Annotated in this window: 14 protein-coding genes; all 14 read left to right on the top strand. The window is 72.0% G+C overall.

All coding sequences use genetic code 11. The annotated features are described in order from the left end of the window. Positions 1-14: 14 nt before the first annotated feature. The 14 genes from steA (at position 15) to der (ending at position 12,678) form a co-directional block, all read left to right on the top strand. Positions 15-1,175: a putative cytokinetic ring protein SteA gene (gene steA, locus FHP06_RS02015; protein ID WP_147683278.1), complete on the top strand. Its 1,161-nt coding sequence runs from the start codon at positions 15-17 to the stop codon at positions 1,173-1,175. Further along, positions 1,172-2,044: a copper transporter gene (locus tag FHP06_RS02020; protein ID WP_187271740.1), complete on the top strand. Its 873-nt coding sequence runs from the start codon at positions 1,172-1,174 to the stop codon at positions 2,042-2,044. Before steA ends, FHP06_RS02020 begins: the two co-directional genes overlap by 4 nt. 105 nt (positions 2,045-2,149) lie before the next feature. Next, on the top strand, positions 2,150-3,874 hold the full coding sequence (locus tag FHP06_RS02025) for a CTP synthase (protein WP_230973375.1): 1,725 nt from the start codon (positions 2,150-2,152) through the stop codon (positions 3,872-3,874). Beyond that, on the top strand, positions 3,871-4,482 hold the full coding sequence (locus FHP06_RS02030; protein ID WP_147683283.1) for an NUDIX domain-containing protein: 612 nt from the start codon (positions 3,871-3,873) through the stop codon (positions 4,480-4,482). The genes FHP06_RS02025 and FHP06_RS02030 overlap by 4 nt, the downstream gene beginning before the upstream one ends. Positions 4,483-4,484: 2 nt before the next feature. Next, positions 4,485-5,408, top strand: a complete 924-nt coding sequence (xerD, locus tag FHP06_RS02035) for a site-specific tyrosine recombinase XerD (protein ID WP_147683285.1) — start codon at positions 4,485-4,487, stop codon at positions 5,406-5,408. 49 nt (positions 5,409-5,457) lie between these two features. Continuing rightward, entirely contained in the window at positions 5,458-6,306 is an 849-nt protein-coding gene (locus FHP06_RS02040) for a ParA family protein (RefSeq protein WP_147683287.1), read from the top strand. After that, on the top strand, positions 6,291-6,620 hold the full coding sequence (locus FHP06_RS02045) for a hypothetical protein (RefSeq protein WP_147683288.1): 330 nt from the start codon (positions 6,291-6,293) through the stop codon (positions 6,618-6,620). Before FHP06_RS02040 ends, FHP06_RS02045 begins: the two co-directional genes overlap by 16 nt. Continuing rightward, positions 6,617-7,486: a segregation and condensation protein A gene (locus FHP06_RS02050; RefSeq protein ID WP_147683290.1), complete on the top strand. Its 870-nt coding sequence runs from the start codon at positions 6,617-6,619 to the stop codon at positions 7,484-7,486. Before FHP06_RS02045 ends, FHP06_RS02050 begins: the two co-directional genes overlap by 4 nt. Continuing rightward, the gene (gene scpB, locus FHP06_RS02055) at positions 7,479-8,171 is read left to right on the top strand and encodes an SMC-Scp complex subunit ScpB (protein WP_330999587.1); all 693 of its coding nucleotides are present in this window, start codon (positions 7,479-7,481) and stop codon (positions 8,169-8,171) included. Before FHP06_RS02050 ends, scpB begins: the two co-directional genes overlap by 8 nt. Beyond that, the gene (locus FHP06_RS02060) at positions 8,155-8,934 is read left to right on the top strand and encodes a pseudouridine synthase (RefSeq protein WP_230973376.1); all 780 of its coding nucleotides are present in this window, start codon (positions 8,155-8,157) and stop codon (positions 8,932-8,934) included. Before scpB ends, FHP06_RS02060 begins: the two co-directional genes overlap by 17 nt. Then, entirely contained in the window at positions 8,931-9,992 is a 1,062-nt protein-coding gene (locus FHP06_RS02065; protein WP_147683292.1) for a prephenate dehydrogenase, read from the top strand. The genes FHP06_RS02060 and FHP06_RS02065 overlap by 4 nt, the downstream gene beginning before the upstream one ends. A gap of 13 nt (positions 9,993-10,005) precedes the next feature. Then, complete coding sequence (gene cmk / locus FHP06_RS02070; protein WP_147683294.1) at positions 10,006-10,677, top strand: (d)CMP kinase; 672 nt, start codon at positions 10,006-10,008, stop codon at positions 10,675-10,677. Continuing rightward, a complete protein-coding gene (locus tag FHP06_RS02075; protein WP_147683296.1) occupies positions 10,674-11,354 on the top strand; it encodes a lysophospholipid acyltransferase family protein in 681 nt (226 codons plus the stop codon). The genes cmk and FHP06_RS02075 overlap by 4 nt, the downstream gene beginning before the upstream one ends. Next, entirely contained in the window at positions 11,347-12,678 is a 1,332-nt protein-coding gene (gene der, locus FHP06_RS02080) for a ribosome biogenesis GTPase Der (RefSeq protein ID WP_147683298.1), read from the top strand. Before FHP06_RS02075 ends, der begins: the two co-directional genes overlap by 8 nt. Positions 12,679-12,687 lie beyond the last annotated feature (9 nt).

A 12,687-nucleotide genomic window follows, 5' to 3' on the forward strand; every position in this document is an offset into this window, starting at 1 on the left:
CAGCATGGACGGCGATGCCTTCCTGGACCCGTCGACCCACGTCAGCGGACCAAGCCCCCGGATTCACCGGCGTGGCGCGGTTCGCCCGCCCTGGCGACGACGCCGCCACCCGACTGCGTGAGGGCGACATCGCCGTCGTCGAGCTCGCCGACATGGACCGGAGCCAGGCGCAGGCCCTGGTGGAGCGGAAGGTCCGCGCCGTCGTGAACGCCGCGGCCTCGAGCACCGGGGCGTTCCCGAACCTCGGCCCGCGGGTGCTGGCGGACGCCGGCATCACGCTGGTGGACCAGGTCGGCCAGGGCATCTGGACCCGGCTCAAGAACGGCGACACCATCCGGATCGACGGCAACCGCGTCTTCAAGGGCGACGTGCTCGTCGCCCAGGGCGTGTCGCAGGACGACGCGTCGGTGACGGCCAGCCTGGGAGCAGCCGAGCAGGGTCTGGCCACCCAGCTCGAGTCCCTGATGGCCAACGCCACCAACCACCTGCACCGTGAGCGCGACCTGCTGCTCGAGGGCGCTCGCGTGCCGTACCTCTCACCGCGGCTGCGTCGCCGCCCCGTGGTGGTGGTGAGCCAGCAGCACGAGTGGCGCACGGACCTCCGGCGCCTGCGGGGCTGGATCCGCGACCACGACCCGGTGCTGATCGGCGCGGCCGACGGTGCCGACGCCCTCCTGGACGCCAAGCTCCAGCCGCACGTCGTCCTCGGCTCGCTGGACGACCTGTCCGACCGCGCCGTCCGCTCCGGCGCCACGGTCGTGGTCACGTCGACCACCGACCAGGGCACCGGCGGCGCGGAACGGTTCGAGCGCTTCAAGGTCGACCCGGTGCGGTTCGTGGCCACCGGAGCGCCCAGCGATCTCGCCATCCTGCTCGCGGAGGCCAACGACGCCCCGGTGATCATCGAGGTGGGTGCCGCCAAGAACCTCGTGCAGATGTTGGAACGCGGACCGGCCGACGTCGCGAGCACGTTCCTCACCCGGCTGCGCGCCGGGTCGAAGCTGGTCGACGCCAAGGCCGTCGGGCACTTCGCCGCGGAGTCGATGCCGGTGTGGCCGGTGCTGCTCATCCTGCTCGCCGGTGTCGTCGCCGTGGCCGTCGCCGTCGGTGTCACACCCGTCGGCCAGGACTGGTTCGACGACGCCCAGAACTGGATCGAAGGACTTCTTCCGTGATCAACTTCCGCTACCACCTCGTCTCGATCGCCGCGATCCTCCTCGCGCTGGCGGCCGGCATCGCGCTCGGCTCGGGTCCGCTCGACGACGCGACGTCGGGCCTGACGGACGACAACGGGAGCGACACCGCGGCCGACCCGGGACTGGCACGGTTCGAGACCGGCTACGCGGGACTCACCTCCGGCGCGTTGCTGAAGGACAAGCTGAAGGGTCACAGCGTCGTCGTCCTGACCTTGCCGGGTGCCCGCGCCGAGGAGACCAAGGACATCCGCGCCGACCTGGAGAAGGCCGGGGCCACCGTCACGGGCGAGGTGCAGCTCACCGCGAAGCTCATCGACCCCAGCAACCGGCAGTTCGCCGAGGGCGTGGCCCAGCAGGCCGGCGAGGGGGTCAAGGGCGTCACGAGCGCCGGTGACAGCTACGGACGCATCGGAGCGGCGCTCGGGCGGTCCGTGCTCGGCACGCCCGGCCGGCCGATCGACTCGGTGGCCACCACGATCAGCTCGGCGTTCACCGAGGGCGACCTGGTCACCTACGCCGCGAAGCCGAAGACCGTCGCCGACCTGGCCGTCGTGGTCGCGTCACCGTCGAAGGTGGGGGAGACCGGCCAGGTCGTGGCTCAGTTGGTCAAGGCCGTGGACGCGTCGGGCAAGGGTGCCGTCCTCGCCGGGCCGTCGTCCTCGAGCCGTGACGGCGGCAGCGTGGCGGCTCTCCGTGACAACGACGCGTCCGCCCAGGTCTCGTCGGTCGACGTCACCGACACCGCCGCCGGCCGGGTCGTGGTCGCGCTCGCCCTGGCCCGTGAGGCCGCCGGCCAGAGCGGCGCCTGGGGCACCTCGCGCAGCGCCGACGGCGCCGTCCCGCGCTGAACCGCTCTTCGTCGGAGTGTTGCCGAGGGCGGGTGACCAGATCATTGATAGGCTGGAGTCCCGTGAAGGACATCAGTCCGTCGGCCTCGACCCACGGGAGTCATGGTGGCAGGTAGCCCCGGCAGCAGCAGAGTCACCAAGCACGTCTTCGTCACCGGCGGGGTCGCATCCTCGCTCGGCAAGGGGCTCACCGCCTCCAGCCTCGGACGGCTTCTGAAGTCGCGCGGGCTGCGCGTCACGATGCAGAAGCTCGACCCGTACCTCAACGTCGATCCGGGCACCATGAACCCGTTCCAGCACGGCGAGGTGTTCGTCACCGACGACGGCGCGGAGACCGACCTCGACATCGGCCACTACGAGCGCTTCCTCGACGAGGACCTCGTCGGCCGCGCCAACGTCACCACCGGCCAGGTGTACTCCGAGGTCATCGCCCGGGAGCGCCGCGGCGACTACCTCGGCGACACCGTGCAGGTCATCCCGCACATCACGAACGAGATCAAGGACCGCATGCTCGGCATGGGCGGCCCGGACGTCGACGTCGTCATCCACGAGATCGGCGGCACCGTCGGCGACATCGAGAGCCAGCCGTTCCTGGAGTCCGCTCGTCAGGTGCGGCACGAGATCGGCCGCGACCACGTGTTCTTCCTGCACGTCTCACTCGTCCCGTACATCGGCCCGTCGGGCGAGCTGAAGACCAAGCCCACGCAGCACTCGGTCGCGGCGCTGCGGTCGATCGGCATCCAGCCCGACGCCATCGTGTGCCGCTCCGACCGTCCGATCCCCACCAGCGTGAAGCGCAAGATCTCGCTGATGTGCGACGTCGAGGAGGAGGCCGTCGTCACGGCCAGCGACGCGCCGTCGATCTACGACATCCCGAAGGTGCTGCACAGCGAGGGCCTCGACGCCTACGTCGTGCGCCGTCTGGACCTGCCGTTCCGCGACGTCGACTGGACGCAGTGGGACGAGCTGCTCCGCCGCGTGCACGAGCCGGCCGAGGAGGTCACCATCGCGCTGGTCGGCAAGTACGTCGACCTGCCTGACGCATACCTGTCCGTCGCCGAGGCGCTGCGGGCCGGCGGCTTCGCCCACGACGCCCGCATCTCGCTGCGCTGGGTGCCGTCCGACGAGTGCGCCACCGAGGCGGGAGCGGCCCAGCACCTGGGTGACGTCGACGGCATCTGCGTGCCCGGCGGGTTCGGCATCCGCGGCATCGAGGGCAAGATCGGCGCCCTCACGTACGCGCGCACGCGGCAGATCCCCGTCCTCGGCCTGTGCCTCGGCCTGCAGTGCATGGTGATCGAGTACGCCCGCGTCGTGGCCGGCATCGGCGGCGCGAGCTCGTCGGAGTTCGACCCGCAGACGCCCGCCCCGGTCATCGCGACGATGGCCGAGCAGGAGGCGTTCGTGGAGGGCGCCGGCGACCTGGGCGGCACCATGCGGCTCGGCCTGTACCCCGCGGCCCTGAAGCCCGGCAGCATCGTGGCGGGCGTGTACGGCCTCGACAAGGTCGAGGAGCGGCACCGGCACCGCTACGAGGTCAACAACGGCTACCGCGAGCAGCTGGAGGCCGCCGGCATGGTGTTCAGCGGCACGTCCCCGGACTCCACGCTCGTCGAGTTCGTGGAGCTGCCGCGCGACGTGCACCCGTACTACGTCGCCACCCAGGCGCACCCAGAGCTCCGGTCGCGGCCCACGCGACCGCACCCGCTGTTCGCCGGCCTCGTCGCAGCGGCCCTGCAGCGCCAGCGCGAGCTGCGGCTCCCGGTGGACGAGGCACCCAGCGGCCCCGGCGGGGGTGCCGGGCCACGGGCGGCTGATCCAGCATCGTGACGAGCCATCCGAGCCTGCCGGGGTCACTGGCCGACGCGTCCCTGGCCGACTCGGAGATGTCCTGGCCGGTGACGTCGTCGGAGGAGAAGTTCGCCAGCGGCTTCCTGCGGCTCACGCTCGACACGATCGTCAGCCCTGACGGGGGAGAGCACCCGAGAGCGGTGGTCCGGCCGCGCGGCGCGGTGGCTGTGCTGGCCGTGGACGACGAGGGCCGGATCCTCGTGGTCGACCAGTACCGGCACCCGGTCGGCCGCCGCCTGCTCGAGCTGCCGGCCGGCACGCTCGACGTCGAGGGCGAGGAGCCAGTCGACGCCGCGGCGCGTGAGCTGGCCGAGGAGGCCGACGTCCGCGCGGACACGTGGGAGGTGCAGCTCACGATGTACTCGACGCCCGGCTACTCCAGCGAGGCATGGACCATCTACCGCGCCACCGACCTGACCCCCGTCCCGGACGACGAGCGCACCGAGCGCGAGGCCGAGGAGGCGGACATGCACCAGTGGTGGATGCCGCTCGACGACGCCGTCGCCGCGGTCCTCGACGGCCGCATCGCCGACGCGAAGACGGCTGCGTCCGTCCTGGCGGAGCAGGTCCGACGGTCCCGAGCCTGACCATGAGCGACCTTGACCGCGCCGTCCTCGACTACCTGAGTCACCTGGGCGTGGAGCGCGGCCTGGCCGACAACACGCTGAACAGCTACCGGCGCGACCTGCGCCGCTACGCGACCCATCTCGCCGGGCGGGGCATCGACGCTCCGGGCGCCATCGCCGAGACAGACGTGCTGTCCTTCCTGGGCGCCCTGCGCACCGGCGACGCCGACCACCCGCCGCTGGGCGCCGCGAGTGCCGCCCGCGCCGTCGTGGCGGTCCGCGGCTTCCACAAGTTCCTGCTGCGCGAACGACTCGTCGAGGCGGACGTCTCCGCGGCCGTGAAGCCGCCGCGCCCAGCGTCGCGGCTGCCGAAAGCCCTGCCGCTCTCCGACGTGGAGGCCATCCTCGCGGCCGCCGGAGCCCCCGGCACCACGCTGGCGAAGCGCGACCAGGCGTTGCTCGAGGTGCTCTACGGCACCGGGGCACGGATCTCCGAGGCCGTCGGCCTCGACGTCGACGACCTCGACCTGACCGACGGGAGCGTGCTGCTGCGCGGCAAGGGCGGCAAGCAGCGCATCGTGCCGATCGGCAGCTTCGCGCGGGCGGCGGTGGAGGACTACCTCACGGCCGGCCGGTCGGCGCTCGTCTCGGCCAAGGCGTCGACGCCCGCGGTGTTCCTGAACGCCCGCGGCGGACGCCTCAGCCGCCAGAGCGCCTGGGTCGTCCTGGTGAAGGCGGCACAGCGTGCCGGGATCACCACGGAGGTGTCACCGCACACGTTGCGGCACTCGTTCGCCACCCATCTGCTCGACGGCGGAGCGGACGTCCGCGTCGTGCAGGAGCTGCTCGGTCACGCGTCGGTGACGACCACCCAGGTGTACACGTTGGTGACCGTCGAAAAGCTCCGAGAGATTTATGCGACGGCTCATCCACGTGCCTCACGGTGAGCGGTAGAGTGGCGCGAAATCGACCGGTCGAGGGGTGTGAAGGATCAGCATGAGCCAGGAACTCGGACCCACCGGTCGTCCGATCCCTGACCTGCCCGCGCCGGGCCCGCGCAAGCCGGGCCAGCCCGCCACCGTCATCGCGATGTGCAACCAGAAGGGTGGCGTCGGCAAGACCACGACCACCATCAACTTGGGTGCCGCGCTGGTCGAGGCCGGGCGCCGCGTGCTGCTGGTCGACTTCGACCCGCAGGGCTCCATGACGGTCGGTCTCGGCATCAGCGCCCACGACCTCGAGCAGAGCATCTACCACGTCCTGATGGACCGTGAGCTGAGCATCAAGGACATCATCAGCCCGACGAAGGTCGAGGGCCTCGATCTCGCTCCGGCGAACATCGACCTCTCCGCGGCGGAGATGCGCCTGGTCACCGAGGTCGGCCGCGAGCAGGTGCTCTCGCGCGTGCTGCACCCGATCCTGCACGACTACGACGTCGTGCTCATCGACTGCCAGCCGTCGCTCGGCCTGCTCACCGTGAACGCGCTCACCGCGTCGAACGGCGTCATCATCCCGCTGGAGTGCGAGTACTTCGCACTGCGCGGCGTGGCGCTGCTCAAGGAGACCATCGAGAAGGTCCGTGACCGCACCAACTTCGGTCTGCAGATCATCGGGCTGCTCGGCACCATGTTCGACGGGCGCACGCTGCACGACCGCGAGGTGCTGGCCACGCTCGTCGAGGGCTGGGGCGACCTCGTCTTCCACACCGTCATCCGCCGCACGATCAAGTTCTCCGACGCCACAGTGGCGGGGGAGCCCATCACCGAGTTCGCGCCGACGTCCCCGGGCGCGTCGTCGTACCGCCAGCTGGCCCGAGAGGTGCTGAGTCGATGCCCCGGCGCGTGAACCTGCCGGGTGCGGACGAGCTCTTCCGCGCCACCGCCCCGGCTCCGGGCACCGAGGCCGCCGCCGCTGCCGCGCAGGAGCCCTCGCCGGGCTCGGCCTCGAGCGGTCGGGTCAAGCACGACGAGAAGATGACCGTCTACCTCACGTCCGAGGAGCTGATCGCGGTCGAGCAGGCGCGGCTGAAGCTGCGCGGCGAGCTGGGCCGCAACGTCGACCGTGGCCGCCTGGTGCGCGCGGCCCTCGCGATCGCGCTCGCCGACCTGGAGGCACACGGCACCGACAGCGACATCGCCCGCCGGCTCAGCGCCTCATGAGTCTCGCGGAGATCGAGGAGCCGGCAGGGCCGTCGGGCTTCTCGGTGAACCTCGGAGTGTTCGAGGGCCCGTTCGACCTGCTGCTGTCGCTGATCTCCAAGCACCAGCTCGACATCACCGAGGTCGCGCTCTCGAAGGTCACGGACGAGTTCATCTCCTACATCAAGGAGCTGGGCGGCGACCTGGAGCAGACCACGCACTTCCTGCTCGTCGCGTCCACGCTGCTCGACCTCAAGACCGCGCGGCTGCTGCCGCAGGGCGACGTCGAGGACGAGGAGGACCTTGCGCTGCTGGAGGCGCGCGACCTCCTGTTCGCCCGCCTGATGCAGTACCGCGCGTTCAAGCAGGTGGCGTCGATCATCTCCGCCCGGCTCGCGTCGGAGCAGAACCGGCACCCGCGGTCGGTCACCCTGGAGCCGCGGTTCGCCGACCTTCTGCCGGAGGTCATCGTCTCCGTCGGCCCGCACGACCTCGCCCGGCTCGCGGCGGCCGCCCTGGAGCCGAAGCCCGTGCCGGTGCTCTCCCTGGCGCACCTGCACGCGCCCCAGGTGAGCGTGCGGGAGCAGGCCCACCTGGTCGTCGACCGGCTGCGCCGCGAGCGCTCCACGACGTTCCGCGCGCTCACCGCCGACGCCGACCTGGTCACCACGGTCGCCCGGTTCCTCGCCGTCCTCGAGCTGTTCCGCGAAGGCATGATCGGGTTCGAACAGGCCACCCCGCTGGGCGACCTGCACCTGCGCTGGACCGGCAGCGACGAGGGCGACATCGACGTCGGCGAGGAGTTCGACGCACCGTCCGTGCCCGACGAGACCCCACCCCCGGCGCTCGCCGCCGTGACCGACGTACCTGAGGACGCCGATGCCTGACGCACCCGACACCACGGCCGCGGAGCCGGACACGGCCGAGAGCCCAGGACCGGTGCCGCAGCTCGAGCTGCAGATGCTCGAGCTGAAGCCGGCGCTGGAGGCCGTGCTGATGGTCGCCGACCAGCCCCTGGACCACCTGACCCTGGCTCAGGCCGTCGGCCACCCGCCGCGCGACGTCGAGCAGGCGCTCGCCGCGCTCGCCGACGAGTACACCGAGCAGGGGCGGGGCTTCGAGCTGCGCAACGTCGGCGGCGGCTGGCGGTACTTCACCCGCGAGGAGTTCGCCCCGGCGGTGGAGCGGTTCGTGCTCGAGGGACAGCAAGCGCGGCTCACCCAGGCAGCGCTCGAGACCCTGGCCGTGGTCGCGTACCGCCAGCCGGTCAGCCGGTCGCGGGTGTCCGCCATCCGCGGCGTGAACGTCGACGGCGTCGTCCGCACGCTCGTCACCCGCGGTCTGATCGAGGAGGCCGGCACCGACGCCGAGAGCGGTGCCATCCTGTACCGCACGACCAGCTACTTCCTCGAGCGGATGGGCATGGCCGACCTCTCCGAGCTGCCCGACATCGCCCCGATGCTGCCCGAGCTCGACGACCTCGACGACGAGGAGGAGGTCGTCGCGGCCCCCGAGGAGCCGGCCGACGATCTCGTCGACCACGCCGAGGAGACCGGTGAGCGGACCGACTGACGACCCTGGCAGGGGTCCGGGGCCCTGGGCCGGAGATGGGCAGGGCATCCGTCTGCAGAAGGTGCTCGCCCAGGCCGGGATCGGCAGCCGCCGCCGCTGCGAGCAGCTCATGGCGGAGGGCCACGTGTCGGTGAACGGCGAGGTCGTGACCCAGATGGGCGTGCGCGTCGACCCGGCCGTCGACGTCATCCATGTCGACGGCAAGCGGCTGCCCCCGGCCTCGGACCACGTCTACCTGGTGCTGAACAAGCCGCGCGGCGTCGTGTCGTCGATGGCGGACGAACGCGGGCGACCCGATCTCCGCACGGTGCTCACCGGACGGTCGGAGCGCCTGTTCCACGTCGGCCGGCTCGACACGGACACCTCCGGTCTGCTGGTGCTCACCAACGACGGCGAGCTGGCGCACCGCCTGGCCCACCCGTCGTTCGAGGTCACGAAGACCTACGTCGCTCTCGTCGAGGGCGGGGTGAAGGCGTCCACCGCGACACGACTCCGCGAGGGCGTCGACCTCGACGACGGTCCGGCCGCGGTCGACCGCTTCCGGATCATCGACCGCGCGCAAGGCCGTTCCATGGTCGAGCTCGACCTGCACAGCGGCCGCAACCGCATCGTCCGCCGCCTGCTCGACGCGGTCGGCCACCCGGTCATCGAGCTCACCCGCACCGCCTTCGGGCCGCTGCGTCTGGGCGACCTGGCGCTGGGCAGCGTCCGCGACCTGACCCGCGACGAGCTCGGGGAGCTCTTCGATAGCGTGGAGGCATGACAGCTCCCGCATCGGTCCTGGTGATCGGGTGCGGGCTCATCGGCACCTCGACGGCGCTGGCGCTGCGTGAGCACGACGTCGACGTGCACCTGCGCGACACGGATCCGCAGCACCTCGAGGCCGCCGTCGCGCTGCAGGCCGGTACCGCGGACCCGATCGATGCTCCGGTCCTCGTCGTCGTGGCGGTACCGCCCTCGGCCGTCCCCGACACGGTGCGCGCCGCCCTGACCGAGTTCCCGCGCGCCATCGTCACCGACGTCGCCGGCGTGAAGCTCCCGATCTTCGCCGCGCTCGAGGGGGCCGACGGCCGCGAGCGCTTCGTCGGCGGCCACCCGATGGCCGGCACCGAGGGCTCCGGTCCCACGGCCGGCTCCGCACGCCTCTTCGAGGGTCGTTCCTGGGTGATCGTGCCGGGGCAGGACTCCCGGTCGGACGCCGTCCAGCGCGTCACGCACCTCGCCGAGACCGTGGGGGCCGTCCCGGTCTTCCTCGACGCCGCCGCCCATGACGACGCCGTCGCCCTGGTCTCGCACGTCCCGCACGTGATGTCCGGCCTCGTCGCCGGTCTCCTGAACGGCGCACCGCGGGCCCACCTCGACCTCGCCGGGCCCGGGCTCCGCGACGTCACCCGGATCGCCGGCAGCGGCACCGACCTGTGGCTCGACATCCTCGGCCACAACGCCGCGGCCGTGCGCGGTCAGCTGCTGTCGCTGCGCGAGACCCTCGACCGCGTCATCGGCGCCCTCGGCGACGAGGTCGTCGTCCCCCAGCTCGCCGACGTCCTCGACGCCGGCCGAGCCGGCACCCGCCGGCTGCCCGGCAAGCACGGTGAGGCGCGCGCCGACACCGTCAGCGTCTTCGTGCCGATCGCGGACCGTCCGGGCGAGCTGTCGCGTCTCTTCGCCGATACGGGACAATCAGGGGTGAACGTCGAGGACCTTCGCATCGACCACGAGCGTGGCCGCCCGGTGGGTCTCGTCGAGATCGCCGTCGTCGCCGACGGTGCGGACGTCCTCGTCGACGCCCTCACCGACCGCGGCTGGCCCGCCTACCGCTGATCCAGGAGCACGTGTGACCACCTTCGTCATCGCCGTCGACGGGCCCTCCGGGTCCGGCAAGTCGAGCACGGCCCGCGGCGTCGCCCAGCGACTCGGCCTGGCCTACCTCGACACCGGGGCGATGTACCGCGCGATGACCTGGGCGCTGCTCCAGCGCGGCACCGACCTCACCGACGCCGACGCCATCGCGCGCGACGCCGAGGACGTCGTGATCGTGTCCGGCACCGACCCGTCGGACCCGACGATCGAGGCCGACGGCACGGACGTGGCGCTGCCGATCCGCAGCAGCGAGGTCACCGGGAGCGTCAGCCTGGTCGCCGCCGTCCCGCACGTCCGCGAGCTGCTGGTCCAGCTGCAGCGCAGCACGATCGCGGCCGCGGAGCAGGGCATCGTGGTCGAGGGCCGCGACATCGGCTCCACGGTGGCCCCGGACGCCACGGTCAAGGTGTTCCTGGTGGCGGACGCCGCCGCGCGGGCCGCACGGCGCACCGCCGAGCTCGGCGGCGCCGACGCCGCTGCGACGCAGGAGGCCCTCGCCCGCCGCGACCACATCGACTCCACCCGCACGTCCTCGCCGCTGGCCAAGGCGCCCGACGCGGTCGAGATCGACGGCACGCACCACACGCTCGAGGAGGTCGTCGACCAGGTCGTCGCCCTCGTCGAGCAGGTGAGGGAACCGCGATGAGCGGGCTGCCCGACCGTCATCTCCGGACCGTCCGACGCTTCGGGGCACGCTGGCTCGACCGGAAGTACGACGTCCACCAGCGCGGCGAGGGTCATGTGCCGGCGCACGGGCCCGCCATCCTCGCGTCGAACCACATCGGCTGGCTGGACGGACCGCTCATCTTCCTGAAGGCTCCCCGGCCGGCGCACGCGCTGGTCAAGCACGACGCCTTCACCGGCGCCACCGGGCACCTGCTCAACCTCTCGGCCCAGATCCCGGTCCACCGAGGTCGCTCGGACGTCGGCGCGCTCCGCAAGGCCGCCGATGCCCTCGAGGCCGGGCAGGTCGTCGCCATCTACCCGGAGGGACGACGCGGCGACGGCGAGCTGCACCAGATCAAGGGCGGCGTCGCCTGGCTCGCGCTGGTCTCCGGGGCACCCGTCGTGCCGGTGGCGATCTTCGGCTCGCGGGAGGCCGGCGCCGACTCCGAGTCCCGCCCCCCGAAGGGCGCCCGCATCGACGTCGTCTACGGCGAGCCCCTCCAGTTCCCCGTGCAGCCGTTCCCGCGCACCACGGAGATGATCGCGGACGTCACCGAGCAGATCCGCGAGCACATGGTCGCGCACCTCGACTGGGCGAAGAGCGTCACCCGACGCGGCACGCCAGGCCCGCTGCCGAAGGGGTCGACCGTTGTCTGAGGCATCCCAGGCGGTCCAGCCCGTCCTCGCGGTCATCGGACGCCCCAACGTCGGCAAGTCCACGCTCGTCAACCGGATCATCGGGCGCCGGGAGGCCGTCGTCGAGGACGTCCCCGGCGTCACGCGTGACCGCATCGCCTATGACGCGCTGTGGAACGGCAAGGCCTTCACCGTCGTCGACACCGGCGGGTGGGACCCGGACGCCCGCGGCCTCGCCGAGCGCATCGCGGCCCAGGCCCAGGTGGCGGTGCAGCTGGCCGACGTCGTGCTGTTCGTCGTCGACGCGACGGTCGGCATCACGGACGCCGACGAGGCCGTGGTCAAGATCCTGCGGTCCGCCAAGAAGCCGGTCCTTCTGGCGGCGAACAAGGTCGACGACGAGCGGACCGAGCTGGAGGCCGCGTCGTTGTGGAACCTCGGCCTCGGCGAGCCGTACCCCGTGTCCGCGATGCATGGACGGGGGAGCGGTGACCTGCTCGACGCGGTGCTCGCGGCCCTGCCGGACGCCCCCGCGGAGTCCGAGGAGGTCGGCGGGCCACGGCGCGTGGCGATCGTGGGCAAGCCGAACGTCGGCAAGTCCAGCCTGCTGAACAAGCTCGCCGGCGAGGAGCGTGCGGTCGTCGACGACGCGTCGGGCACCACGGTCGACCCGGTCGACGAGCTCGTCGAGCTGGGCGGACGCACCTGGCGGTTCATCGACACCGCCGGCATCCGTCGCAGGGTGCGCGAGGCGTCCGGGCACGAGTACTACGCCAGCCTGCGCACGAGCTCCGCGGTGGAGCGCGCCGAGGTCGCCGTGATGATCGTCGACGCGAGCCAGCCGCTCACCGAGCAGGACACCCGCATCATCAGCAGCGTGGCCGAGTCCGGGCGCGCCCTCGTCATCGCGTTCAACAAGTGGGACCTCGTGGACGAGGAGCGCCGCTACTACCTCGACCGGGAGATCGCCCGCGAGCTCGTGCAGATCCAGTGGGCGCCGACGGTCAACGTGGCCGCCAAGACCGGCTGGCACGTCGACCGCCTGGTCCGTGCCCTCGACACCGCGCTGGACGGGTGGGAGACACGCATCGGCACCGGTGCGTTGAACTCGTTCCTCGGCCGGCTCGTGTCCGAGCACCCGCACCCGGTGCGGGGTGGCAAGCAGCCCAAGATCCTGTTCGGAACGCAGGCTTCCGTCGCACCGCCGACGTTCATCCTGTTCACGTCCGGCAAGCTCGAGGCCGGCTACCTGAGGTTCGTGGAGCGGCGCCTGCGCGAGGAGTTCGGCTTCGTCGGCTCGCCCATCCACATCCAGCAGCGCCCGCGGGAGAAGCGGAAGCGCTGACGCACTCGG

The sequence above is a fragment of the Aeromicrobium terrae genome (assembly GCF_008039565.1).
GTDB lineage: Bacteria > Actinomycetota > Actinomycetes > Propionibacteriales > Nocardioidaceae > Aeromicrobium > Aeromicrobium terrae.